This is a genomic window from Acidithrix sp. C25 (assembly GCF_904848545.2).
In genome coordinates this window covers 511,231-535,925 of sequence record NZ_CAJHCI020000010.1, presented here as the reverse complement: position 1 = coordinate 535,925, position 24,695 = coordinate 511,231, and the positions used below count along the sequence as shown (strand labels likewise).

Here is a 24,695-nt window from a genome sequence, read left to right as displayed (position 1 = left end):
CTTTGAATTCCTTAGGACGAAGATGTCAAGAAGTTGCTCACTGGGCCTTTGTCTTTGCCAACATCCCTTGAGTAGGTTCGGCGCAGCAAAACCAGGATTCACTGAGTCGTGGCACCTCGCGGTTTGTAGATGATGTGCAATTTGAGTAGCGAATTGGGAGACCTAGCATATTACCAGCTGTCTGATACATGAGATCAAACTTCGATATGGCTGGATCCTTCGAGTCGATTGAACCTGCAGCGATATCACTAAAGATCCTTGCCAGCTCGTCGAGCTTTGGATCAGGTGACTCCCATATTAGCGTAAGTGGATTATCTTTGGAAGGTTTGAATCTATTTTGATCTTCTTCGTCGCCTAGCAAGAGCGACCCCTCTGGTACTAAAAGTCGTATGGCAAACTGTACAGGATCAATATTGTCTATGAGGTCGTTTTCTACTACGAATTCGAAGAGCTCCATTAGATCGCTAGGCGTAGTCCATGGAGTGAATGGAAGGAGGGAGGGTCGAATTTCGATTCCGTTAAGTCGACAGAGTTCTAGGGCTCTTACCATGTCGTGCCTATCGTGGCCCTTTTGGAACTTTTCAAGCACCGACGACGAAACGTGTTCAAAAGCGCTTACCACGAAGAGACATCCAAACTCTTTGAGTTGTTTTATAAGCGTCTCATACTTTAGAAGGTGCTCCACCTTGATTGTCGCATCGAAAGTTAGCTGAGGGTGGTTTTTGTGCATCTCGGCAACGATTTTCATAGCATGAATTGGTGCATTGAAAAAGTCGGGGTCTCCAAAGGTTATGTGCTGCGCACCCATGGCTACGAGGTCATCGATATCCGTCAAGACGCCACCGCGTTCAAATATTCGAATCTTTCCCTCGTATACGACCGGTACAGGACAGTGGCGGCACTGATGCATGCAACCCCTTGTAGTTTCGGTGTAGCCGACGGCAATGGTCTTTTCCTTGTGGACCAATTTCGTGTAATTTTCCAAAGGTCCAACTAGTCTTCGATCCAGTCGAAGCTCATTTGCATTTGGGTTGGATGAGCGGTTTTTTCTAATTACAACTCTTGATATTTGGGAGTTTGCTTCAATTTCGGTTATCCATTGGGTCACTTCGTCTGCGATCTCGCCGCTTGCGAGGAGGCTAATTGATGCTGGAAGGCTGAGGTGCTCAAGCGATGAGGCGTAAAGGCCAAAGAGGCCAATTGGGAGGTTGGAAAATCGCTCCGTGATCGTCTCAACGAGCTCAAGTGCCAAAGAAGAGGCTGTATGCATAGGTACTGAGATCAAAAGTGCATCGAAATTGCTGAGCATGCCAGATAAGATCGCTGGAGAGTTCTCGTATTGGGAGGTATCTAAAATTTGACAATTCCACCCCTGCTTTCGTAGCTGACTTTCTAGGTAGAGACTTGAGAATGGTTGATGTCCAAGTTCATATGTGCTTGCGATTAATATATTCAATTCAAAGCCTCGGTAAGAGTTGTCGTGGTTTTTGTCGTCGAAAGAGCTTGGTTGATATCCTAGGGGATCGCTTCTGCTAATTGAGTGGTACCCAGACTACACAAGCTCAGACTTAGAAGGTGAATAGACGATATTTAATCGTTTTCTTGCCTTTCGAAGTGCCGCTTCGACCAATGCGGAGGTTGGTGCTTTTGCGAAGATAAACCCCAGATATTTATTATCATAGGGTACAGGGCGGTAATGGTTTCCAATCGCTGCGGTAATGGAGATTGACTCAATAAATCCAACTCTTTCGGCATCATGAAGGCCAGAGATCTCCCTTAGGTAACCTCGATCATCCACGGGAATCATATAGACGCCGGAGGCTTGTTTTTCTCTGGAGATATTTGGCATCTCTAGATTGAGCGCGTTTGAGATGATCAGTGTCTCGAGCGATACCATGCCATCGAAGTTTAGGACGTCGGAACAGTTTCCACCGATCGACCGCGTAGCGATATCGATTGGAAATACCACTCCGTCGGGTCGGACGCGAACTTCTATGTGCATCGGGCCATTCGATATCTCGAGTGCTTTTATACACAGATCCATGCTGGCGACTATAACTTCGTAGTCTGATTTTGAGATTCTTGGTGGGGTGATGTATATCGTTTCTTCGAAGTAGGGGCCCTCTAGGGGATCAGGCTTTTCAAAGATTGCGAGAACGTGAACTTTACCTTCGACGACTAGGAGCTCGACGGCAAATTCTGTGCCGCCAATATAACTCTCAATAAGCGTTACCTGATCGTTAAGGGCCATCTCTGAGATGACTAGGTCTGTAATTTCAAGGGCCTCTTTGAGTTCTTTGAGGTTGTCTGCTCGAACGACTCCAATCGAACCAGATCCTTTGGAGGGTTTTACAATGAGCGGAAAATCATTTTCGCTAAATTGCTCTAATTGTTCACCTTTGATCACTTGGTGCATGGTTGGCTGGGGGACTCCGGCGGCAGTCAAGGTTTTACGGAGATTTGCCTTGTCTCTGGAGACTAGGGTTCCAATTGGTGGTGATGAAAGGTTGGAAATGGTAGCCTGAGTCCAAGCTGCAACCTCCACACCTCCCTCGTCGATCGCGATAGCTTTCTTTATTCCTTTTTCAATCGCTATCTCTCCAAGGGCTCTGCCTGCACTTTTGGGATCGCAGAAGGATATACCGTCTATAACGTTCTTGGTAGGATCTGGTGGCGAGAAGTCACTATCTGTGGCGACTGTCACCTCAACGCCCAACTCGATTGCTGCCGTGATGAATCGTTGGGCCCGGTATGTATTTGCGGGCATGATAATCATTAGTCTTTCCATATCTGCGTCGCTTTCTCTTCTTTGGGGGCGAGTGATAAATCCTCTGACCTGTACTTCAAAGGCTCCTACTGGCTCTTTTTTTTGGTCTGGTTTGGCCAAAGTCTTTGTGTTAAGGCATATAAGTTGTGGTCTTTATGTTGTTATCCTTCGAGGGAAGAATAACAACAAAGAGATGTGGGCTAAGCTGGGAAGAGTTTCCGATCTCACCTATCATGTCTATAGGACTAGTTTAGTGGCTTTAAGAGGATATGAAAAAGTTTAGTTTTTTACAAAAAGGCGGGAAATCCGTGGACGAGATGGTTTTGGATCTGACACCTGAGGCTCAGGAACTAGTTGCATCCGTTGCAGCCGAGGAGGCTGATCCAAGTTTACTTGCATTGTGGGTTGAAATTGCAGGTACCAATGGTTCAACTTACAATTATGACGTCTATTTTCAAGCGATTTCAGACGCTGACCGCAATGATGCGATAGAGGAGATAGCACCAGGGATAACAGTGGTGATTCCTTCGAAGAGCATCGCAAGCTTGCGCGGGAGCCGTATGGAAGTTGGCGAAGATGGCGGTTTGGTGATAGTCAACCCTAACTCCCCTACGTCCACAGCGCCCGCTCCAGAGGGGTTTGCGGATGCAACTCTAGACTCCGACGATGCTCGTGCTATTATTGCAATTTTACAGGATGAAATTAACCCGGCAATTGCAAGCCATGGTGGTCGAGCTGACCTGGTTGGCGTAAATGGCGAGATAGCGTATTTGCGCCTTTCGGGTGGTTGCCAAGGGTGTGGAATGGCTTCAGTCACTCTTTCTCAAGGTATTGAAGTGGCAATAAAGGATGCCCTTCCATCCATTAAGCAGATTGTAGATGTAACGGATCACCTTTCAGGGCTAAATCCTTTTTATCAGCCATCTAAGAAGTAGCTTTTTGATCTGCTACTCAGAGCGAGATGTAACTCCTAAATCAAACTCTTGCCAAGTCTAGTTTCTACTCGTTCTTCCAATTGGTAGGGCCAACTAGTCCAAGGGGTCATTGCGGGTATAGGTTTGTCGCTTAGGGCATGGCTCACTCTCTTGAACTATGGTCATTCGAACCAGGACAGATTGAGCTTTGGCAACTCTGTCGCCTAAGGTTAGTCTTTGGATATTGAAGGTATAAAAAAGCGCGAGATCCGCCACGACTGTGGCCGATCTCGCGCTTTTAGTTTTTTGGACAACGGCTGAACGATATTGAGCCTGCAAGCTGCGACCATTTTTAGTTGATTTGGTCGCAACTTGATGGGTTACAAAGTTCGTGCTGGATTTCCCAGATTTGGACTTTTTAGGTCTAGGCTTCTGGAGCTGAGGCTTGAATTTCGAGTTCTATTGTAATTTTGTCGCTTAGGAGCATTCCGCCGGTCTCTAGAGGTGCATTGTACTCCATGTTGAAGTCTTTGCGAGAGATGGTTGTCGTGGCGGTGAATGCAGCCCGATTTCCCCCCATTGGATGTGAAGCGATACCGTTGAATTCAAGGTCAAGCGCTACGCCCTTGGTTACGCCATGTATTGATAGATCCCCGTTCAAGGTGTAAGAGTCACCATTGGCGACGATAGATGTCGAGTCGAAGGTGATCTGTGGGTTCGCCTCGGCGTCGAGGAATTCTCCAGACTTGAGATGGTTATCGCGCATCTCTTGTCCAGTAAAGATGCTGTTTGTTGCAATGGTAGCATTTACCGCGGAATCGAGCAGGTTGGATGCGACGGTGATGGTTCCTGCAAATTCGTTGAATCGTCCTCGTACTTTTGAGACAACAAGGTGCTTTACGACGAATTCGATAGAGGAGTGGGCTGGGTCGATTGTCCAGGTCCCTTCCTTGAGGCCTAATTCTGCGGAACTTGTTATTGCAGACATTTAATGGTTCCTTTCGGTGTTGACTATCATATAGTTGTACCTTTCAACATAGTTGCGTGCGCAAATAATTCCGTAATGTTTAGAATAAATGAGAGAAAATGTTAAATGAAGGTATTTGGTTGAATCAACGTGAGCAAAATGCATGGCGTAAATTTCTGACGTTGAATGCTTTGCTTATGTCGAGACTCGATGCAGACCTAGTAGCGGCGCATTCGATATCATTGGCTGAGTACGAAGTGCTTGTACATCTATCTGAAGCATTAGGTGGAACGATGCGGATGTCCGCTTTGGCGAACGCCTGTTTTGTCTCCCGTTCGGGGTTGACTCGCCGGCTTGAACATATGGTTGCTGCTGGGTTTGTCGAAAAGACGACTTGTCCTACTGATCGCAGAGGAATGAACGCAACTATTACACCATTGGGATTTGATAAGTTGAATGAGGCTGCTCCAACCCACGTTAATGGAGTTCGTCGTTACTTTCTATCTAAGTATGATGAAGCCGATTTGGACATACTCACCATTTTTGTTGATCGCCCGATTGAAGAATTGGAAAGTGTCGCGGTTGCAACTAGCGACTGTGATTCTGCGAGATGTCCGAGCCTCTCCTGAATCAGCCTTATTTGGGGCTGGCAAGAAAAAAAGCTGGCTTTGATAGAATCCGATAAGAGACTACAAGATCTTTTAGATCCCAGTTTCTATTCTTGAGGCCCTTTTGTTGGATTCAAGTCGTGGACCAAGATCTTCGTTCAGGTTCTGCTTTTGTCTTGCTTGAGGTATCGGCTCGCTGGCGGAGTGAACCTCCCCGTCCGTAAGGGCGGGGAGGTTCACTATCTGGGTCGACGTGAAGTGACGCCTGAGATTGTCGAGAAGGTCGCGCGACAACTGTCTTTCGAAGAGTTGACGCGATTATTGGGAGGCCGACTCCAGATGTCTGCCTGGCTCGATGATTTGCTGGCTCCGACGGCTCATCAAGAGCTCATTCACAGTGCCTGAAAACTTCCTCGACCTCTCAGGGTTCGGCCGTTACGCCATCCTCGCTGAGTATTCCGGTAAATCCGATAAAAGTTCTTATGACGTTGGCAACACCGCTGAAGCATGTAATGCTAGCGATGAAGGCCCTCGGGAGTAGTCACCGTCCTTTCTTGCAGCCATGAGCGCGTTATAAGTTTGGTGGTGGACCGTTGAGAACCAAAGAATGTCGCTACGAGCACGTACTCCAGATTCCGCTTTACCTTGGCCTGATCCCTACAACCTCCACTAATAAACAATTAGTGCGGTTAGCACAATGGAACAGATTAGAGACAGAGTCGCTGGTCTTGATATCCACCGCGATACGGTGGTGACATACACTCGGATAGGTGGTTCCACCGATATTGAGCTAACCAAGGTAACCACTCCAACGACACTCCGCAGGTCTGGTCCAATTGGCATCGTTCTTATCCGATGTTGCTAGCACCAAGGGGTTTACCCGCGGTTTTATCTGCTTTAAAATTTTGCCCATGCCAACCGAGTTCTACCCTGGCGTCACTGTAGCAGTTGTGGTACTGGTAGTAGATGGAGAGGTGGTAGCAGTTGGACAAAGAGTCGTTGTCGTAGACGAAGTTGTTTTAGAACCACTCGTGGTCGATGTGACCTGGGATTTGGGGCCGGTTGAACACGGAGTGGGTGGTTTGGTTGTGGTGGGTGCTGAGATGATTGGAGGAACCGGAGTCAATGCTGGGAAGGGGGGATTGTAGTAGATTGAGTTGGCATTTGGAATCGATGGGTGAATGATTCCAACTCCGCCCGATCCAAACGCCTTTAGCACGTTGGCGGTGACAGTTTGGGTAAATGGATCTGGACACGGTCCAGTAAACGAAGGACATCCGCCCATCAGTGAAACCACCCAGTAGTTAGTGCCCGTTGCGAATACGCCTCCACCGGTAGGAGTGCTGTAATATGACATATCCGAAAAATACGGGACATTTCGACATAGAAGTGGAGAGTGCGCGAGAATCTGAAGGTTAGACGGATGCGGGGAATAAGGAATATATTGGTCGAATTCCGGTCCTACTAACGAAGGTACCTTAAAGCCGAGATACGCGTTGGTGCCGCTGAAGATCCACGACGATGGATCCGTTACGACGAGAGGCGCGTTAACAGGGTTGCACTCGTATTGTAGGCCGATCAAAGAACTTTCATTATTCGCATCAGGGAATGCAGGCCAATTGGCTGTGACTCTGGCGTTGTTCTTTCCAAATAGTGGGTCTTGATAAGGGTTTCGATAGTTTACTTCTATCCGATCTTGACCCATAGGAGAGGGCTCGAAACGAATCCTCCTAAAGATTGCGTTGGCCCCCAGAAATAGAATGCTTCTTCCGTTATTGACTCCATTCTGGAGAGCATCTCGCATTTTGACCGAGTAGTACTCGTCGTGACCTAGGCTCACCGCTGCGTTGTGATTTAGGATCAATGAAGGATGCATCTGGAGGTATACCGAGTTTACGTAGGTAACGTTGAGCCCTAATTTTTCGGCAAATGCAACTAGGGGTAGCTCGTTTCCGAGAAAGTCTCCTCCTCCTAAACCAAAATCGAAGGCGTATGGCCGATCGAAGGAGACCTTCGTAGCCCTGGTCGCATTTGCTCCATTGGGTCCATGGTAGAGGGAATAGCCGCCATAATTGTTATAGGCCTGCCAAGTGCTTACGGCGTTTATGACTACAATTGCCCCATTGGAAGATGGGTCTACGACAGTTAGGGGAATGTACTGCTGTTGGCCATTTGATGCTATCAATTTGAAGAGATAGTCTCCCGGAATAAACGCCTTTGATATGTGAACCTTGATGCTTTGACTCCAATTCGAGCATTCCACGGTATTTGTTGGAGCAAGTATTGGACACTGTGGCTGTAGATGGCCCGGAAGGGTCCCAGATTTCCAAATCAGTCTCGCTAGGTTTCCCTGGTACCAGCCCATTCGGTAAGCCACTATTGAATAGGAGGGTGAAATGGTAGAGATGTAAAAGGGTAAGGTATCGCCGACTCTAGCAAAGGTGGAAGATGCAAAACCTTCGATTTGCCCTGGTATTGGGTTGCCCGTGATTCTCCAACTTGTAGTACCAGGCTTTCGGTTCTCGGCTGCGATCGACGCTGAATATAGCGATCCCGGAGATAAGGTTGGGAATTGTGCCTTGAGGCTAGCGATAGTCTTTCTTGTCTCTTTAGCGGTGGTTGTCGTAGTCTTGGACCTATTGGACGTCTTTGTGGTCACGGCTGTTTTGCTTGGAGACCATATTGAGTGCGCAATGGCAATAGGTGCCGATATGACAAGTGAGGCTAACACGAAAAGGGTCATTGTTCGTTTGAGCGTCGTGGTCTTTGAAAACCATTGCTTGATCATTTGTCAGCTCCGCTAAGAACTCTTTCAGCTCCTGAAGAAGTCAATTGGGTGCTAAGGGAAGGGTAATAATGCATTTAAATAGTTTTCTAGGAATTGACAAGGTTTGTATTACTTGTTTGTTGGACTAAAACGATGGGCCAACTTGATCTAAATATAATTTATCAAATGGAGATATTTGGGGTTTGGATTCCACAGGTTGGTGGGATCGTGATTTTCCTGGAGACATGGATTTTGGAACCTCTTATTATTCAATAATGCACTAAAGGCTGTTTCTTGGCTTGATAGATTAGCGGCATTATTTGATATTTTGATTCAGGCACAGTCTTTTTTCATTTAGTCTGGATCGCCCTCGACTCTGCAGCTCCACCACTACGGATGGGTGTATTCTAGTTGTAAGTTGATGGCAATTTTCAGGCGCTATCGATGTGGCTGTGATAGATCCAAAGAAAAAACCTATATTAGGTATGTCTTGAGGTATTTGGGAGCAAACAACAGTTGACATTTTTCTATCCAACACTTGCGATACTTAACTGTAATGGCTAATACTTACAGCATTGGTGAGTTCGCACGACGGATTGGGCGTAGTCCAAGTACGGTACGGCGATGGGAGCAAGAGGGCAAGATCACGCCCAAAAGGCTCCCTAGCGGGCATCGCTACTTCGATGAGTCTGATGTACGAGCTATGCTGGGCGGCGCTCCTGTTAGTCGAGTCACTGTCGTCTAGCGCCGAGTGAGTGGTTCAGGGCAAAAAGATGACCTGGTATCACAGGTTAAAGCTATGGAGATCTACTGTCTTAACGCTGGTATAGCTGTAGATGAGTGGACTTAGGAAATCGGCGGAGGTATGAACTTCAAACGCAAGAAGTTCCTAGCGCTTATGGATCGTATACAGCACGGAGAGATTGAACGATTAATAATCGCTCATAAAGACAGACTCGTTAGGTTTGGATTCGATCTTATCGCCCACATAGCTGAAGAATCGGGATGCGAGATAGTAGTAGTCAATCAACCATCGTGTTCACCAGAACAGGAGATGGTCGAAGATATGCTCGCTATCGTCCACACTTTTAGCTGTCGGCTTTATGGCGTGAGGAAATACAAGCAACAGCTCCAGGCCGAGTATCCCAAACACAAGATTCAGGTACTCAGTGACAACTAGCACTCGCATCATCTACGCCGACACACCCAAAGAGCTACTGCCGATAGCTAAGGCCGTTGGCTACATAAGAGCGGACATCTGGCGAAGATACGGTGGACGAAAGACGGTTGGCAAAAGCTCTAACGATATTCGTAACGAAATCAGCAGTCTCGCCCTCTATTTTAACTTGCCAATAGATGGCACCATCCCTAACGAGAGCACGAAAGATATTGTTAATGATGTCTTCCTTTATCGAGCTGCCGCTCGCAAGCAGGTACGTAGGGCTATCTATGCCCGAGCCAAAGACGACAAAGAAGAACTCGCTCGCCTCTACACACTCTTGCAGGACGAGTGGACCAAAGACAACTTCCGACAGCGCCAGATGCGAAAGCATTTCAAGCACGGACATTCCAAGGTCAACAACCAATTCGTAGTCCGTTCAGACAGACACCATACCGAGATTGTTGATGGCAAAGTCGTCGTGGTCATCAACATCGCAGCCAAATACGGACAACCCATCCGTCTAGTCACAACTACCAATGGCAAGAACCTCAGGATCATAGTCAAGGACGACGTTACCGAGATCCATTACGCATTCAAGAAACCACCAGGCCGCCCAGTCGGGGCCGATGTTATCGCCGTTGACAAAGGATACACCGAAGCGTTCGTGGACTCAGATGGAGACACGCACGGCATGGGGCTTGGCAAAATCATGACCGAGTACAGTGGCAAGGCTAGTAAAACCGCCAAGGCTCGCAACAAGCTACACGCCCTAGAAAAAAAGCACAGAGAAGCCGGACACACAGCTAAGGCTGACCGTATCAAGACCAACAACCTTGGGACAAAGAAGATCAACGCTCGCAAGAATAAGGCACAGAAACGAATCAGGAACATTGCTTTCAAGGCAGCCCATTCGGTAGTAGACAAGGCCAGCCTCGTTATCTCCGAAGACCTAAGCCGTCCTATCGCCAAGAAGAAGCCCCAGAAGAAGTACAACAAGAAAATGTCAGCATGGGCCAAAGGCACACTAGCAGAAGCCCTTGAATCTACAACACAACAGGCTAAAGCGAGAAATGTTCTCGTGAATGCGGCCTATACATCGCAAATGGACTCCAACACACATCTACTGGAAGGTAAGCGTGTGGTGGATAAGTTTCACTGTGCAAACGGGGATGTTCTCCAGGCTGATTTCAACGCTGCTTTGAACCTGCGACATAGATACTTCGATCATGAGATAACTCTCTATACCCCTCATAGGGAAGTTCGACGTATCTTACTAGCTCGTTCATCCGGCGCAACGATGCGTCAAGGGGCATGAGTTGCAAGAGACCCAAATCTCTTATCAACCATGTGCGGATAAGCCCAACGGCTTTGAGCAATTATGCTCAGGTTTTTGGGAGCAGTTGATGATTTACAGACTTCAAATGTGACCTCGGTTGGATTATCTTTTGGATTGCCTTTGTTTTGAGGCACTATGCGGCTATACCTTCTTTGTTTCGCCTCTCGGGGTACATTTGAGGTTCCGAATTAGAGGCGAAACAATTGGCCACATATAGATAAGAATGAGACAGCTAAGCACATTTATTTGTGGAAGTAACGAATGCATTAGCTATGACTTGGCTGAGGTTAAATAATCATTGAGGCTTTGAAGGTCGCTAGGTCGGATTCCAAGACGCCAATCGAGGTCAGATACTTATGGGTGCTACCGTATTTTTGGTCTATCCATGCCAAAACGCGTTCCATGTCTTCACCTTTTGCACCCATGACAACTTGTGGTAAAGCTCTAATTTGCTTGGCCACATCTGGTAGCTGGAGATCGAGCCAGCCGAGCATTGCCTCAACAGCCTTTTGTGTCAGTGCATAATCTTCGACGATGGATTGTCGTTCTACGTCGAGGCCGCTTAAACATAGAGCGGCGATTAGTCCTGTTCGATCCTTCCCTACGGCACAGTGAAAGACCGCGGGTCGACTAGGAGCGGCGGCCAGCGTTGTGATTACCTGGGCGATCCCGGAGGATCCTTCGGTCAATATTTGCGTATATCGCTCAAAGATATAGTTCAGAGCGCCATCGCCAGCAGCTAGGGAGTAATCTGCCGAGATGTCGATCAAAGACCTCTGTAGGTAATTGAGACTGTACTTATCGAGGGGAAACCTTCCCCTCGCAGTCGCCTCTTGGGGGGTTCGAAGGTCGATTACCGTCTTTATCCCTATTTGATCAAATAATGAAATGTCTGAATCACTAAGGCGAAAGAGGTCGTCGGATCGAAATAGCTTCCTCCATGCTACAGTGCCTCCATTTTGGGTTTTGTAGCCTCCTAGGTCGCGGAAGTTGAATGCACCATCCATTTTTATGTGGCGATTCGGTTGTGGATCGCCTTGTTGGCCTTTGGACTTATCTTGTGTTGTTGACATTTTGGTAGGTGCTCCGTTTCGATTTATCGCTTTTTATTAACCTCTAAGTTATATTGCTCTATCGGATTGCATAACGCTCAGGGTTCTTAAATGAATGACGGTCGTGATCTATTTTGATTCAGGTGGCCCAGGTGGCTCTCTAGGGGGCGATTTATTCTGAAGGGTGATTTAGAGTGACCGAGAGGTGTCGGTCATAGCTCGATGGTGCTTTTATGTACAGGAAACTTCTTTTTGTACCGATAAATACAGAGTGAAGAACGAATCGGAGACCTTGGCAGTAGTTGTTGGGAGATCTAGAGTTACCTCAAAGAGGTGGTTCTATCCGCTCTTTTTGTATCTCTTATTTGTCTCGCTGGCACTTTGTGCCACTTTTTTTTACGCTGAACTCTTCTTCGGCAAGAGAAGTTGGATCTATTCGGGGGATTTATTCGCCACTCTGAGGGATTCTCATATGATCCTCTGGGGGGATATGGGATAATGTACTCGTCCCACAATGGCCTTATAGCGCCACCGTTCGGTCCACTTTCCCTCACGCCTCTAGCTGAATTTCTGAGCCTATTGCATCTCGTAGAGCCCTATCCATACCCGACACATCACCCCGTGGCATGGATATATTCGATCTTTTATCTAGGTTTATTTCTCGCCTTTTGGGCTTATTGCGCTCAGAGGTTCATTGAGCACATCTTTCCTGAAAGAAAAGCCAAGGTTTCATATATCTTAGGTGCATGTGCGGTTGGGGCTTATCTGCTTTTCCCCTGGGGTCACCCTGAGGATCTAGCAGCACTGTCCTTTGGCATTTTGGCAGTAGTGGAAGTTAAAGAAGGTAGAAGGGTAAAGGCCTCCTATTTGGCTGGTATCTCCCTGGGTTTCCAGCCTCTCACCTTGTTTCTACTTCTGCCTATATTTATTGCCAAGACGCCAAAGTTCAAGCAACTGCTTGGAAGTTTGGCGCGAATGGCAGGAGTTCCTTTTTTTCTGTTTTTGCCAGCAGTTATCGCCGCTCCGTTTCAGAGCTTGAAATCCATTCTCAATCAACCGAACTTTCCGGCGGTCGATCATCTGACATTGATTGGACTGATCGGGTCAATTCATTCAAAGGCGCTCTCGGCTGGTCCGTTTCGCTTGGCCGCTTTGGTGCTCGTTGTGCTTATTTCATTTCAACTTCGGAGCCGATTGCTAAAGAGGGAGATGCAATGGAGCGAGCTTGTTACAATTGCCACGCTTTGCCTGAGCTTGAGAGTCTTCTTTGAACCTGTGATGGTTTCGTATTATCTAGCACCATCGTTGGCATTGATTATTCTGTGTACGGCAGGAATTGAAGACTATCGATTTTTGGTGGTTGGATCATTGGTATTGGCATCGGTCATTGCATTCTACTTTTCTGCTCAAAAGTTTTCCCCGCTGGTCTATAGCTCGATACTTGATTTTTCAATGGTTGCGGTCTTTCTTGCCGCCGTATCTTGGCAGTTGTATGGCACCACCGCTATTCATAGTCCAACTCCGATGAAGCTATATATCGTCGAGGATGAACCCACAGCGCCAACTTCGATGGCTCGACGATCGACGTTAGCTAAGATTTTTGATTCCTCGGAGAGCCGCGGACGTTTTGGATTGAGTAAAGAAGCTACTCGGCGCCTGCGTCAATCACAAAGAGATCTACCAAGGTGACACCAAACGGGATTTTCGTAGCCCTATTCGCGGTTGTCGGTCTAGCAGTGGGCTCGTTTTTGAATGTGGTCATATGGAGGGTTCCAAGAGGTGAATCTATCGTATTGCCACCGTCACACTGTACCTCATGCGGGTATAGATTGCGAGCTGTTGACAACCTGCCGATAGCTTCTTTTTTGGCGTTAAGGGGGCAATGTCATAGCTGCGGCTCAAAGATATCTGTTAGGTACCCTTTGGTGGAACTTTCCACCGGAGCCCTGTTTGGTCTTGTCGCAGCCCTCTTTGGAAGGACCTTCGTCGCTCCGCAGCTAGCCCTTTTTAGCGCGAGTTTAGTTTGCCTTGCCCTTATTGATATAGAGACACGAAAGCTTCCCCGCAAGATCATCTATCCCAGCGCCTTGGTGACATTTCTTCTGATTGTGGCCTACTGCAATGAGATGGGGTCGTTTCACTACTTGGTCTCTTCGATCGAAGGATTTGGTATTGACATAGGTATCTTTGGATTGATCTTTTTGTTGCGACCCAGTTCGATTGGCTTTGGAGACGTTAGACTGGCCGGCTTTATCGGCCTGAACCTGGGTGTTTTGGGGCTGAATCCCACGATCAATTTCCTCTACGGTGCCTTCGGATTTGGATCAATCTTTGGAATTGGCTATATATTGCTTGTCTCTAGATCCGTTAAATCCTCAATTCCCTTTGGTCCATTTATGGCACTCTCGGCACTGACGTCGATGGTTATTGGAAATAGTTTTCGTATATTTTAGGATATGGCGGTTTTCGTCTTGGTGAAGGTCTATTCGCTCGAACCAGGCGTAGTCTTTCCTGATTGATCATTTGGATCGATCTAACAGGCCCTTTGCAGGGGACTAACGTGTTAGAGCGTTACTATGGGACTCCCAGTTGTGTCTATGAGTGGGTTCCACCTCTTTGTGGTGCAGCAGCCGTATTTTTTTATGTTGTTTTGCCGAAGACTTTGTTTTTTAGGTTGATTAATTAGAAATTTTAGTTCAATTTTGATTCAATTATTTGGATATTTTTGAGGTTATTAATTTCAATATCGAAGAGTAAAATGTAACTTTTATGATGAATATTTCGTTAGTATGGCCTAATTCGATAGCTCATCGGCCCATGGTATTTTGGATGGCTTAGACTATACGATTTGTTCTAGCTGGCTTTATTCGTTAGTGACTCATGGTGACGTCGACCTTGGGTCGATCTCTATTTCTGATTTAATTGGATCAATTTATTTCGGATAGATTCTTCAAAGATGCTCTAGAGCGACAATTTTTATAAACTAAATTACATTGATGTAATTATACATCGGTAATTATTTTTCTGTAATTTCATCATTAATCGTCAACTTGGGCAAGATGTTGCCGATATTCTTATTGTTGTCAATGTTGAAGATGTTGAATAAGTAGATGATGCGGCGGAAGTTGGGACACTGCATGACATTGCGTTATGGTGACTATTTCTTGAATGTTGATTCGTTAGTTTTGCCCTAAGAGGGGTGCCTTAATGTTTGAAGACGAATTGATGCGAGTACGCGAAGTCGCGGACGTGATGAAGGTGTCCACTACGACCGTCTATCGGTTGATAGCGACGTCGGAGTTGCCAGCTACACGGGTTGGAAAGGCTTGGCGGATCCGTAGGGGAGATGTCGAGAGCTATCTCAAGCGCGGAGGATATATCAGTTGAAACGAGTTGCTGGTGTTGACATTGGCTCTTTTGCTATCAAAGCTGTAGAGATCGAATACGACAGCAAGAGCCTGCCAAGGATTTCCAATTTTGGCCTTGTGACTCTTCCTAACGGTGCGGTAGTAGGTGGAGAGATTCGCGATGCAGCAGCGGTAACTGCTTCGATCAAGAGACTTTGGAACCAGGGTAAATTTAGCTCTACCGAAGTCGTCGTAGGTGCATCGGGATCACGCGTATTTATTCGCGATTTAGAGCTGCCCAAGATGACAGAGCAAGAGTTAAAAGGGGCCATGACGATCGAGGCAGCACAGTTTTTGCCTGGTGATATCAACGAATATCGAGTCGACTATGAGTCCAATTTTCAGATGAAGCGGGTCCCCCGAGGTAACTTGGACTATATGCACTTGGTCGCCGGCGATGTGGAGGTGCTTTCTGAATACGAAGTTGCAGTTGCAGCGGCAAATCTGCGGTTGGCGGCTATCGATTCATCATTCATAGCACTCTTTCGCACGGTGAGCCTTCTAGATGAGATTGCCTCAGGTAGCTCTGTTTCAGAACTGTTGAAATCCTCGAGCAAAGTGGTTCGCTTTCCAAAGATCAATAGGGTCAAGGCGGACAAAGGCGATAGTTCACTCGAAGCAAATGACTCCTCGAACCTTGATTCCACCGGTGATTCCACAGATCTTTTAGATGCTCTTGCGGATCCAATGCGGGGTCGGTCGAGCCAGGTGATCGTAATCGTAGTTGTTGGGGCGGATAAGGTGAGCGTTGGTATCGCCGAAGATGGGATGCTGACTGTCGCGAGATCGTTGGACGACATAGGCGGGGATCTTGTTACTAAATCGATAGCTCGAGAGTTTTCGGTGGATTTGGCAACAGCTGAGGCGATCAAGAGATCCCTGGGAGCATTTTCTGATGTAAATGAAGAGATTGATGCCGATATTGACCCGAAGCGTCTTCGTACGGTTGTTCGCAACGGCATTGATGAGATCACTGAAGCCATAACCACAACACTTAGCTCTTACCTATTTCAGAGAGAAGAGGATGCTAACGTCCGTGTCTTGGTAGGAGGGGGAGGATCTCTAACTGCTGGCTTTTACGAGGCGCTTCGCCAAAGCTTGTCTCCAGAGATTGAATTGGCCCGATTGGATATGTTCGAGTCGATTGAACTCGATGTACCTGACCTCTCGAGCGCCGACAAAGATCGAATAGCCAGTGTAATGCCTGAAGCATTGGCGCTGGCGCTTAGTCGTTGGATCGGTTCAGGTCCGAGACACGTCGTAAACCTTCTAAGTGGTGATGCGGCCCTACAGCGCCAAATTAGAAGTGCGAGCCTATATTCTGGTGCTGCAGTAGTGGTGATAATCGCTGGACTCGCCGGCCTCTATCTCCTTCATAATAATGAATTGACAAATATCAACTCCCAGATATCTCAGTCTGACCTTCAGATAACTCTTGATGCGGCACAGATAGCTCAATTGAGTCCGGTTGCAGGGGTGAGGACGACCCTAACGAATGCAGAAAATCAAGTTCGAGCCGTCCTTACCAATGATGTGAATTGGTCGGTTCTGATTACGAAGCTGAATTCCGCGACTCCTAATGACGTGTGGTGGACCAATTTTTCGGGGATATCCTCGAGTGGATCCGGGCCTGCTACAGTTAGCTTTGGCGCTATGGGGTGTTCTCAACAGTCGCCTTCTCACTGGATCAATGGTATCGGGAGCCTCTCTAGCATCCTTGATCCTTGGGTATCGTCTTCCACGACAGATTCAGGTAAATCATGTACAAATGCTCCAGTTGTAAATGGAGCGAGTGCAAATATCGTCACCTTTAGCTCGACTGCGACATTGGCACCGAATCCTACGCCTAGTCGCTTTCAGTCCTATCTCATTGGTGGGGGGATCTCATAATGATGAAAAACGAAAAGAGTAGGCGCATCGTCATTGTCGCAACCCTGGTTGGGCTGATCTTGATAGTAAGCTTCTACTTTTTGATATGGCAACCTAAAAGTAAAGCTATTGAGGCGGCTAATGTAACACTCTTATCGAATCAATCGCAGCTATCTTCGATGCAGAGCCAGATCTCGACCTTGAAGGCATTCAAAAAGGAACTCCCAGCTGCGCAAAACGAATTGAAAACTCTCGCATTGGCGATTCCGGTCTACCCCGATTTAGCAAATTTTCTTCTTTCTTTGAATACGATATCGGAGATGAGCGGTATTACCTTTATGTCGGTAACGCCATCGCAGCCTCAAGCGAGTGCTTCGACTCAAGGTTCCACATCCCAAGGGGCCGCCAATTTGCCAGCGGTGACAGCGGGAATTCAGATTCAGGGTGGTTACTTTCAGGTTCTTGACTTTCTGAACCGCCTAAATCAACTCTCGCGCTTAGTAATAGTGAATTCGGTAAACCTCTCAGCGACAGGGGGTTCTGGCGGTAGCTCTACGGCTTCTCCGTCTCAATCGGCGGGGGCTGAGCTTTCAGCAAATATCAGAATCACGATCTATTCCCAGCAAATACCACCTGGAGTTCCGGGACAGGCGTCAACATCCTCTGGTGCAACCATAAAGGTGGCGCCCCCAACTAGTCCTAGCGTTTCGTCGGGTACCTCGACTACGACCAGCGCTGTCGGATAGCCAAGGAGGCAAAATGGCTAACCCTATAGAAGATCTGTTATCGAAACTTAAAGGAGGCGGCGCTTCGAGTCGTCGAACTTTGCTCATCGGGGCTTTGGCTCTAGTGGTCATATTGATTGGGGTTGGTGGTTATCTTTACGTAAAGGGTAACGCGTCATCTTCGCCAAGTACCTTATCCACTCCATCTCTTCCGACGGTGACATCATCAACTACCACTTCAACCACCTTGCCAGGCGTGACCACGACAATTTTGAACTACGGAAACAAAGATCCATTTGTTCCTTTGGTTGCTAGCACGACAACGACCGCCGCATCGTCGCCTACCACTTCGGCTACAGGATCTACAACCACATTGGCGGGAGGTTCCACCTCTACGACGTTGGTGTCATTGACGACGACAACGACGGGGTCGCCTAGCCAAATTGCATTGATATCGGTGTCGCCGGTTGGACAACCCGCTGTAGCTCAAGTCTCTGTGAACGGGACAGTATATTCAGGGATCACCCCCGGCCAAACTGTTGGCGTAAGCTACGTGTTGACTTCGATAGATCAAACGACGGGTTGTGCTACCTTTAGCAATGGTGGAGCAAATCCATTCGAGCTTTGTCTCAACCAAGCGATAGTTAAATAATAGGCAAATAAGAGCTGTGGCGACTTCTCTAGATGAACCTTGAAGTCGCTCGTCGGCGATATCCGCTAAGAGGAAATACCTTTGGCGCCAGACAAGCTAGATTGTTGACCATGATTCGATTTCTAACTGCAGGTGAGTCCCATGGACAGGGTTTGGTGGTTGTGCTTGAAGGTGTTCCTGCGGGCCTTGCGATAAGTGAAGCAGAGATTCAAGGCGAGCTTGGAAGAAGGCGCTTGGGTTTTGGCCGTGGTCCTCGAATGCGTTTTGAAAAAGACGAGTTGACGCTTCTTGGTGGAATTCGACATGGACGTACCCTTGGTTCTCCGATAGCCATTGAGATCCACAACAGTGAATGGCCCAAATGGCAAGAGGAGATGTCTCCAAGCCTTGGAGCGACTACGAAGCCGCTTTCTACGCCAAGACCCGGTCACGCAGATTTGACTGGTATGCTCAAGTACGGCTTTGACGACGCTCGCGACGTGCTGGAACGTGCTAGTGCTCGCGAGACGGCTGCGAGGGTCGTTGCTGGTGCTATAGCTAAGAAAATGTTGGCTGAGATTGGCGTAAGCATCCTATCTCATGTAATTTCTCTGGGCCAAGTATCGCTTTTAGTTGAAGAACTTCCACAACCCAAGGATTTAGCCGAGATCGACGCCTCGGAGATCAGGTGTTTTGATAGGTCTAAAGAAGAGCTTATGATCGCAGAGATCAAAGCTGCCGCCAAAGTAGGAGATTCTTTGGGCGGTGCCGCTCAGGTTGTAGCATGGGGTGTTCCCGTTGGTCTTGGCTCTCATGTGCATTGGGATAGACGAATTGATGGATTGCTAGCCCATGCGCTAATGAGCATTCAGGCGATAAAAGCCGTCGAAATCGGAGATGGAATCGAGGTCTCCTCCAAACTGGGCTCCCAAGCCCATGACGCTGTTTTTTGGGATAGTCAAGAGAATTCATACTACCGAACTACCGATCGCGCTGGCGGTGTCGAAGGTGGCATGACCACTGGAGCACCTTTGATCATGACTGCTTATATGAAGCCTCTCGCAACCCTGAATCGTCCGGTTTTAGAGACTGTCGATGTGGCCACCAAGCAAGCCACGGTCTCTTTCAAGGAACGAACTGACGTCACGGCAGTCCCTGCAATGGGCGTAGTAGCTGAGACGATGGTCGCATTGGTCTTGCTCGATGAGGCAGTGCGAAAGTTTGGTGGAGACTCGGTCTCAGAGTTTGTGCGAAACTATAGCAGCTATGTCCAGGCGTTAGGGAATACTGATTCCAAGTCTCAAGGAACTCATCTGTAATAGATGAGCCTTTGGTCGTAGCTTTGAGGCAGTGCCAACCTAATGTAGGTTTAATCCGTCGATTTCGACACTAACTTCTTCGACTTGGTTGGCAGCGATCGCCAAGGTGCGCCTTGGATCTCTAAGCATTCAATCTAAAAAGGTTCAATGAGATGTGCGAGGTTGCAATTTGATTTGAAGCGGTAGCTATGGTTGGCGGGATTCTATTTACATTCACCTTGTTATATTCACCTTGTTACATTCATCATGGGGCGTCTGGCGAGTGTGAACTTGAGCGGCTTAGTTGATCGTTCCGGGTGGCACTTTGACAGCGTGATTTAACAATATCTGTATGGGGAGTATTTTTACACATGAGAGAGACGTACCTCAATCTAGGTGACGATCGTGGCTATCCTATCTTGGTTGGCAACGATCTGTTGGATGAATGGTGGAAGTACTTACCGGAAGACGTTTCCAAGGTAGTAATACTTAGGCAACCTAATATTCCGATGATTCCTGATCCGCCAAATATTGCGTCTTCTACATTTGTCATTGAAGATGGAGAGAATGCAAAGCGGATATCCACTGTCGAGAGGCTACTTGAGGAGATAGCTGCCTTTGGCCTAAGTAGACGAGATTGCATAGTAAACGTAGGTGGTGGAGTCGTGAGTGACCTAGGCGGGTTTGTGGCCTCGATCTACTTTAGAGGTATTCGCTATATAAATATCTCCACTACTCTCCTGGGTCAAATAGATGCTGCAATTGGAGGAAAGACCGGAGTGAACCTTTCAGCTGGAAAGAATCTAGCTGGTAGTTTTTGGCACCCGTCCTCGGTGATCTGTGACGTTTCGACGCTGAAGTCGTTACCTGAGCGTGAATTTCGTTCAGGTTTGGGCGAGATGGCAAAGTATGAATTTTTAGGTGCTGGCAATCTAGATGTTGATGACCTAGAGGCTTCCATCTCGCAGTGCGTCAAGATTAAGGCCGACGTAGTCTCTTTCGATGAGCGTGAAGGTGGTAGAAGGGCCCTCTTGAATTATGGCCACACTATGGCCCATGGCCTAGAGGCGCTCTCCCTGGCGGGGAAGATCTCTCCGTTGATGCATGGCGAAGCGGTAGGAATTGGTCTAATCTTCGCTGGGCACCTAAGTCATATAATGGGTCGAATCTCTTCGGAGATGCTTGATCGTCACTATGAGATAGTCTCTCGCTTTGAACTTTCTACCTCGATTCCAGACAGCGTCGACTTTGACGATGTCATTGGATATCTCGCTCGCGATAAAAAGGCCTATGGTTCGCTAACTTTCGTCTTAATGAATCAAACTGGAGAACTAGAGGTTGTAAATGGCATCCCATCGCAATTGATTGAATCGGCAATTGCCTCTATGGGGTCATATCATCGCAATTGATTGGGTTTTAGATTCAAATTGATTAGTTGATTGACTTAGGCCCTAGCTGCGTGGTCGTACGGGTGGTTTTTACGAGCCGACCAATGTGGCAGATGAGATTCATTGAAGATGACCTAATCGTTTGCGAGATTGCCGTTTGCTAGGCGGCTTTTGGAAAGGTGTATTCCTATGTGTATTTCAAGTGCCGATCGATCGCAGTTGCTGCTTTGGTAATTCGCTAACACCTAATGGCAGTGGTGGCCGATGTGGGTTTTGGATAATTTGTGGCGTGAATATCGGGTTTTGATCGAGACGACCTGTGCTAGTTTCCTGAAACGCCAAGGCGACCCAGGAAATCTTGTCTAATCTAGTGTGGCTGCCTTCGCGAGGTCATGGGATCCACTAAGTTGGTGACTTCGATTACTATGGGTACGAACTTAAAAAAGATATGAGCAAGTGACCCCAGTTTCCACGCTCGGAAACTGGATAGACAAGAGACATCGATGCTTCGGCTGATTTTAGTCGATCTGCAAGATGGTTTTAAAGGGGTAAAATTGAAGGCAAGTCCAACGGTATTTGAGCCAGGTACGAAACCATGGTACCGAAGAACTTGGGCCATTGCGACTATTGCCATTTTGGCAATCGCGATAGTTGTTGTATCAGACTATCCAAGGTCTGCAACCAAGGCAGATAGGTCTAGTCAGTATCAGATACTTCAAACTACGATGTGGGGCCAGATCCAGTCGTGTAACGCCTCGTTGGCCGACTCGATTATCGCTGTTACTGCGATAATCAACAAGACCAGCAATCAGCTCTCAACTGCCAAGGCGATTGTAAGCAATGCGGAGCCAAACTGTTCGCCGATCGGCAACTCGGATCTGCTTGATCTAGCGTCGACGAGCATACCTAATATTCTGCAAAATTACCATATCAACGTGATAGTAAATTCACTTGGAAGTTGGGCATTCCCAGATGCTGCTCAAATCCTGATCGACTTTAAGGGTATCTTGGTAAATCCTAAAAACACAGCCTTGCTTGCGGATATCGTTAGCCACCAAAAGGCAATGGATCGCCTTGCCGCCAAGGCTCAAGCGACCATGAACCTCGATGCAAAGGAGCTGGGAGTCGCACCAAAGACTCTCGGATTGACCACTATAAAGAACTATCCGTCAGCACTTGTCTCGGTTTCCTAACTTCCATAGTAAAAGTCGTGATTACTAGGTATTGAACCAATAATGACTAGGTGGCCACAGTGTAAAAACAGCCGCCACAGTGTAAAAACAGCCACCACCTCTGATTGAGGTGGTGGCTGTTTTTTTTTGCCTTTTTTGGAAAGGCTAGATTTTGTCTATTGATATCTACTCGATCGATATCTACTCAATCGATATTTTGGATTGGGTTTGGCTCAAGGTACTGCTTGGCTATATTGGCCAAGATTCCATTTATGAATTTGACCGACTTTGGATCGGCGATAAGTTTGGTTAATTCAACGGCTTCGTTTATGACTACTGCCTTGTTGTTTCTGCCATCGAGAAGTTCAAATATGGCAATCTCTAAGATGCATACCTCAACTAGTGGGAGTCTATCAAATTGCCAATTGGATGAGAGGCGATCGATGATTGCATCAATCGATTGGGCCTCTGCGTCGACACCATCTACAAGATATGCCGTTAGGTCATCAAGCGAGCTCCGCCCTTGCTCTTCGGCGACACTCTTTGGGGTGATCTCTTTGATCTTTGCTTCGTAGATAATCGAAACAGCTCTTTGGCGAGCCTCCCGCCGCGCAAGGCCGACCGATAGGTCGTTAACGCCCTTCTTGGCGGGCGACGATCCAGAACCAGTGGTTTTGCTCATGCTCTGGATATGTATTCACCAGTACGGGTATCGACTGTGATTTTCTCACCTTGCTCGATGAATAGTGGCACCTGGAGAACGAATCCCGTCTCAAGGGTGGCTGGCTTGCGCGCGCCAGAGACTCGATCACCTTGAATTCCAGGTTCAGTATTTGTTACTGTCAGGTTAGCTGAAGCTGACAGTTCAACTCCAACCACTACTTCTTGGTACGAAGACACCGATGCGGTGTCACCTTCTTTTATAAAGCTTGCGGCACTTCCAAGTTCGTCTGGACTTACCGAGATCTGATCGTAGGATGAATTATCCATAAAGACGTAGCTTTCACCATCTCGATAAAGGTATTGCATATCGTGCTTTTCAATTATCGCTTGGTCTACCTTCTCGTCTCCACGGTAGGTTCTATCGATAACAGCCTTTGTCTTTAGGTTCTTAAGTTTCGTCCTTACGAATGCACCGCCCTTACCGGGCTTTACGTGTTGAAATTCTACGATTGCGAAAAGACCATCAGGGAGGTCTAAGGTCATGCCATTTTTAAAGTCGTTAGATGACGTGGGTACGCCCATATTAGCTCCGTTGGTAGTCGGCAAAGTTTTGCCTGAAGTCAAAGATCTCTGAAATATTCCTATTCAAGCTTAGCTGAGCATCAGTTGTTGTTCGGCTAGGCGACTTTGGCGACTTCGCCAATGTGGTTTATCTTCCACTGGGTCGATGAACCGATGTCCCTGACGAAGCCAAAATGAAGCAGTTAGAGATCCTTTATTAGGAACCTTAATTCGGGTTTTCGAGTCAGTTATTTGGTCAGGTTGGTTAGTAACCTCGCACCTTGGTCTGTGATAACGAATAGGTCTTCAATCCTTATCCCAAATTGGTTTGGGTAGTAAAGGCCTGGTTCAACCGTTACGACCATTCCTTCGCATAGTTCAGTAGTCTGGCCCTTTAGCAGCCAGGGTGCTTCGTGGATCTCTAAGCCAACGCCGTGGCCCGTGCCATGAGAGAAGTATCTTCGGGATCCCTCGTCGAAGGAGCTGCGACATCTATCGTCAATGGTGCCTGATGAAACGCCCGGCCTAAGCATTGAGATGCCTTCTTCCTGGGATAATAGAACTTTTTGATAGACCTCTTCGACCTCGTCACTAAAGCTTGTTCCGGCGGTTTTGATCGTGCGGGAGCAGTCGGAGCGATATCCTTCGAAGGTAGCGCCAAAGTCAACCACGATTGGCTCGTTCGCCATTATCGGTCGATTGGTTGGAAGTGCGTGGGGAAAGCTCGAATTGGGACCGGATGCGACAATCGTATCAAAGGCAACTCCTTCTCCTCCGTTGATTCGGATCAGATAATCGAGTCTGGCCGCCGCTTGGGCTTCTGTCGTTCCCGGTCGTAGTTCGGTCGCAAATTCCTCAAAGGCCATGGACGCAATGGTTGCGGCACGAGCTATCTTTTCAATCTCTTTGTGGTCTTTAACCTGGCGTTGACTAACCAAAAGGGAAGTGACGTCTAAAACCTCAGGTTTGGTTGCAAAGCTACTTAATACACCAAGGAAGTTGGCGTGGGAGATTCTATCGAACTCCAAAAGCAGACGTGGTTCTTTGGTGGAGTTCGATTGGATTATGCTTTGGAAGCTGTTTTCGGCCTGGTTGATAATTTGAAAGTTGATCTGCGTCGATTGCAAAAGGTCCGATAAATTTGAACGAGCTTGATCTAGGTACCGTCCGTCTGTCACCAGATTGACTTCGACGGTCTCCTGGTCTGATTTGGTTATAAGAATTGTCGCATTCGAGGAGGCAAAGGCGGTGAAGTAGTAGACAGTCGTCGGTTCTGTGGATAGAAATATGAACGGTTCTTGGGTCTTGGAAAGTGCAAGTTCAACGAAGCGCAAAATTCTTGAAATGGACATCATTGAGTCACAATAGTAGCTTGTTTGGTGGATTTTTGCGATCTCGGAATGTCTTG

The 24,695-nt window shown here is 47.5% G+C and carries 22 protein-coding genes and 1 pseudogene; 15 read left to right on the top strand and 8 right to left on the bottom strand.

Annotation, left to right across the window (positions count from 1 at the left end; genetic code table 11):
• Positions 1-37: 37 nt before the first annotated feature.
• Together ACIDITHRIX25_RS78045 and ACIDITHRIX25_RS78040 are read right to left on the bottom strand one after the other, a co-directional pair.
• Complete coding sequence (locus tag ACIDITHRIX25_RS78045; protein WP_201733190.1) at positions 38-1,456, bottom strand: radical SAM protein; 1,419 nt, start codon at positions 1,454-1,456, stop codon at positions 38-40.
• Between the two features lie 96 nt (positions 1,457-1,552).
• A complete protein-coding gene (locus ACIDITHRIX25_RS78040) occupies positions 1,553-2,776 on the bottom strand; it encodes an ATP-grasp domain-containing protein (RefSeq protein ID WP_213333444.1) in 1,224 nt (407 codons plus the stop codon).
• A gap of 308 nt (positions 2,777-3,084) precedes the next feature.
• Between ACIDITHRIX25_RS78040 and ACIDITHRIX25_RS78035 the strand changes: the two genes are divergently transcribed.
• Positions 3,085-3,702: a NifU family protein gene (locus ACIDITHRIX25_RS78035; protein WP_249685770.1), complete on the top strand. Its 618-nt coding sequence runs from the start codon at positions 3,085-3,087 to the stop codon at positions 3,700-3,702.
• Between the two features lie 403 nt (positions 3,703-4,105).
• Here the strand turns inward: ACIDITHRIX25_RS78035 and ACIDITHRIX25_RS78030 are convergent, their stop codons facing one another.
• Positions 4,106-4,669 carry a YceI family protein gene (locus tag ACIDITHRIX25_RS78030; RefSeq protein ID WP_052605759.1) on the bottom strand — a complete coding sequence of 188 codons (564 nt, stop codon included), beginning with the start codon at positions 4,667-4,669 and terminating at the stop codon, positions 4,106-4,108.
• Positions 4,670-4,767: 98 nt separating this feature from the next.
• On the opposite strand from ACIDITHRIX25_RS78030, the gene ACIDITHRIX25_RS78025 reads away from it, so the two are divergent.
• The 3 genes from ACIDITHRIX25_RS78025 (at position 4,768) to ACIDITHRIX25_RS78015 (ending at position 6,121) form a co-directional block, all read left to right on the top strand.
• On the top strand, positions 4,768-5,277 hold the full coding sequence (locus ACIDITHRIX25_RS78025) for a MarR family winged helix-turn-helix transcriptional regulator (RefSeq protein WP_201733187.1): 510 nt from the start codon (positions 4,768-4,770) through the stop codon (positions 5,275-5,277).
• A 150-nt stretch (positions 5,278-5,427) separates the two neighbouring features.
• A complete protein-coding gene (locus ACIDITHRIX25_RS78020) occupies positions 5,428-5,661 on the top strand; it encodes a hypothetical protein (RefSeq protein WP_201733186.1) in 234 nt (77 codons plus the stop codon).
• 292 nt (positions 5,662-5,953) lie between these two features.
• Complete coding sequence (locus ACIDITHRIX25_RS78015) at positions 5,954-6,121, top strand: hypothetical protein (RefSeq protein WP_201733185.1); 168 nt, start codon at positions 5,954-5,956, stop codon at positions 6,119-6,121.
• Between the two features lie 60 nt (positions 6,122-6,181).
• On the opposite strand, the gene ACIDITHRIX25_RS78010 is transcribed toward ACIDITHRIX25_RS78015, so the two are convergent.
• Complete coding sequence (locus ACIDITHRIX25_RS78010; protein ID WP_201733184.1) at positions 6,182-8,044, bottom strand: N,N-dimethylformamidase beta subunit family domain-containing protein; 1,863 nt, start codon at positions 8,042-8,044, stop codon at positions 6,182-6,184.
• 535 nt (positions 8,045-8,579) lie between these two features.
• On the opposite strand from ACIDITHRIX25_RS78010, the pseudogene ACIDITHRIX25_RS78005 reads away from it, so the two are divergent.
• Positions 8,580-9,203 (top strand): annotated as a pseudogene (locus tag ACIDITHRIX25_RS78005) (IS607 family transposase).
• Entirely contained in the window at positions 9,193-10,500 is a 1,308-nt protein-coding gene (locus tag ACIDITHRIX25_RS78000; RefSeq protein ID WP_201733183.1) for a zinc ribbon domain-containing protein, read from the top strand. Before ACIDITHRIX25_RS78005 ends, ACIDITHRIX25_RS78000 begins: the two are co-directional and overlap by 11 nt.
• A 308-nt stretch (positions 10,501-10,808) precedes the next feature.
• On the opposite strand, the gene ACIDITHRIX25_RS77995 is transcribed toward ACIDITHRIX25_RS78000, so the two are convergent.
• On the bottom strand, positions 10,809-11,594 hold the full coding sequence (locus tag ACIDITHRIX25_RS77995; RefSeq protein ID WP_201733182.1) for a tyrosine-protein phosphatase: 786 nt from the start codon (positions 11,592-11,594) through the stop codon (positions 10,809-10,811).
• A gap of 405 nt (positions 11,595-11,999) precedes the next feature.
• On the opposite strand from ACIDITHRIX25_RS77995, the gene ACIDITHRIX25_RS77990 reads away from it, so the two are divergent.
• The 9 genes from ACIDITHRIX25_RS77990 to ACIDITHRIX25_RS77950 all read left to right on the top strand — a co-directional run bounded on the left by ACIDITHRIX25_RS77990 (position 12,000) and on the right by ACIDITHRIX25_RS77950 (position 22,084).
• Positions 12,000-13,262 (top strand): hypothetical protein, encoded by a 1,263-nt coding sequence (locus ACIDITHRIX25_RS77990; protein WP_201733181.1) that lies wholly within the window; start codon positions 12,000-12,002, stop codon positions 13,260-13,262.
• Positions 13,259-14,026 carry a prepilin peptidase gene (locus ACIDITHRIX25_RS77985; protein WP_201733180.1) on the top strand — a complete coding sequence of 256 codons (768 nt, stop codon included), beginning with the start codon at positions 13,259-13,261 and terminating at the stop codon, positions 14,024-14,026. Before ACIDITHRIX25_RS77990 ends, ACIDITHRIX25_RS77985 begins: the two co-directional genes overlap by 4 nt.
• Before the next feature lie 754 nt (positions 14,027-14,780).
• Entirely contained in the window at positions 14,781-14,960 is a 180-nt protein-coding gene (locus tag ACIDITHRIX25_RS77980; protein WP_052605963.1) for a helix-turn-helix domain-containing protein, read from the top strand.
• Complete coding sequence (gene pilM, locus ACIDITHRIX25_RS77975) at positions 14,957-16,870, top strand: pilus assembly protein PilM (RefSeq protein WP_201733179.1); 1,914 nt, start codon at positions 14,957-14,959, stop codon at positions 16,868-16,870. The genes ACIDITHRIX25_RS77980 and pilM overlap by 4 nt, the downstream gene beginning before the upstream one ends.
• On the top strand, positions 16,870-17,595 hold the full coding sequence (locus ACIDITHRIX25_RS77970; RefSeq protein WP_201733178.1) for a type IV pilus inner membrane component PilO: 726 nt from the start codon (positions 16,870-16,872) through the stop codon (positions 17,593-17,595). The genes pilM and ACIDITHRIX25_RS77970 overlap by 1 nt, the downstream gene beginning before the upstream one ends.
• A gap of 13 nt (positions 17,596-17,608) precedes the next feature.
• Complete coding sequence (locus ACIDITHRIX25_RS77965) at positions 17,609-18,226, top strand: hypothetical protein (protein WP_052605966.1); 618 nt, start codon at positions 17,609-17,611, stop codon at positions 18,224-18,226.
• A 110-nt stretch (positions 18,227-18,336) separates the two neighbouring features.
• Positions 18,337-19,524: a chorismate synthase gene (gene aroC / locus ACIDITHRIX25_RS77960; protein WP_052606007.1), complete on the top strand. Its 1,188-nt coding sequence runs from the start codon at positions 18,337-18,339 to the stop codon at positions 19,522-19,524.
• A gap of 350 nt (positions 19,525-19,874) precedes the next feature.
• Positions 19,875-20,912, top strand: coding sequence for a 3-dehydroquinate synthase (locus tag ACIDITHRIX25_RS77955; RefSeq protein WP_052605967.1), 1,038 nt, complete (start codon positions 19,875-19,877; stop codon positions 20,910-20,912).
• A 533-nt stretch (positions 20,913-21,445) separates the two neighbouring features.
• Complete coding sequence (locus tag ACIDITHRIX25_RS77950) at positions 21,446-22,084, top strand: hypothetical protein (protein ID WP_152626047.1); 639 nt, start codon at positions 21,446-21,448, stop codon at positions 22,082-22,084.
• A gap of 184 nt (positions 22,085-22,268) precedes the next feature.
• On the opposite strand, the gene nusB is transcribed toward ACIDITHRIX25_RS77950, so the two are convergent.
• The 3 genes from nusB to ACIDITHRIX25_RS77935 all read right to left on the bottom strand — a co-directional run bounded on the left by nusB (position 22,269) and on the right by ACIDITHRIX25_RS77935 (position 24,642).
• On the bottom strand, positions 22,269-22,745 hold the full coding sequence (gene nusB / locus ACIDITHRIX25_RS77945; protein ID WP_052605969.1) for a transcription antitermination factor NusB: 477 nt from the start codon (positions 22,743-22,745) through the stop codon (positions 22,269-22,271).
• Positions 22,742-23,308, bottom strand: a complete 567-nt coding sequence (gene efp / locus ACIDITHRIX25_RS77940; protein ID WP_052605970.1) for an elongation factor P — start codon at positions 23,306-23,308, stop codon at positions 22,742-22,744. Before efp ends, nusB begins: the two co-directional genes overlap by 4 nt.
• A gap of 227 nt (positions 23,309-23,535) precedes the next feature.
• Entirely contained in the window at positions 23,536-24,642 is a 1,107-nt protein-coding gene (locus ACIDITHRIX25_RS77935) for a M24 family metallopeptidase (protein WP_201733177.1), read from the bottom strand.
• Positions 24,643-24,695: the final 53 nt, after the last annotated feature.

Coding starts and splice junctions, on each gene's coding strand:
- ACIDITHRIX25_RS78010 (WP_201733184.1), bottom strand. CDS start 8,044: ATGATCAAGCAATGGTTTTCAAAGACCACGACGCTCAAACGAACAATG.
- aroC (WP_052606007.1), top strand. CDS start 18,337: ATGATTCGATTTCTAACTGCAGGTGAGTCCCATGGACAGGGTTTGGTG.
- ACIDITHRIX25_RS78040 (WP_213333444.1), bottom strand. CDS start 2,776: ATGATTATCATGCCCGCAAATACATACCGGGCCCAACGATTCATCACG.
- ACIDITHRIX25_RS77965 (WP_052605966.1), top strand. CDS start 17,609: ATGGCTAACCCTATAGAAGATCTGTTATCGAAACTTAAAGGAGGCGGC.
- ACIDITHRIX25_RS78015 (WP_201733185.1), top strand. CDS start 5,954: ATGGAACAGATTAGAGACAGAGTCGCTGGTCTTGATATCCACCGCGAT.
- ACIDITHRIX25_RS78035 (WP_249685770.1), top strand. CDS start 3,085: ATGGTTTTGGATCTGACACCTGAGGCTCAGGAACTAGTTGCATCCGTT.
- ACIDITHRIX25_RS77995 (WP_201733182.1), bottom strand. CDS start 11,594: ATGTCAACAACACAAGATAAGTCCAAAGGCCAACAAGGCGATCCACAA.
- ACIDITHRIX25_RS77980 (WP_052605963.1), top strand. CDS start 14,781: ATGTTTGAAGACGAATTGATGCGAGTACGCGAAGTCGCGGACGTGATG.
- ACIDITHRIX25_RS77970 (WP_201733178.1), top strand. CDS start 16,870: ATGATGAAAAACGAAAAGAGTAGGCGCATCGTCATTGTCGCAACCCTG.
- ACIDITHRIX25_RS78025 (WP_201733187.1), top strand. CDS start 4,768: ATGTTAAATGAAGGTATTTGGTTGAATCAACGTGAGCAAAATGCATGG.
- ACIDITHRIX25_RS77935 (WP_201733177.1), bottom strand. CDS start 24,642: ATGATGTCCATTTCAAGAATTTTGCGCTTCGTTGAACTTGCACTTTCC.
- efp (WP_052605970.1), bottom strand. CDS start 23,308: ATGGGCGTACCCACGTCATCTAACGACTTTAAAAATGGCATGACCTTA.
- nusB (WP_052605969.1), bottom strand. CDS start 22,745: ATGAGCAAAACCACTGGTTCTGGATCGTCGCCCGCCAAGAAGGGCGTT.
- ACIDITHRIX25_RS77955 (WP_052605967.1), top strand. CDS start 19,875: ATGAGAGAGACGTACCTCAATCTAGGTGACGATCGTGGCTATCCTATC.
- ACIDITHRIX25_RS78030 (WP_052605759.1), bottom strand. CDS start 4,669: ATGTCTGCAATAACAAGTTCCGCAGAATTAGGCCTCAAGGAAGGGACC.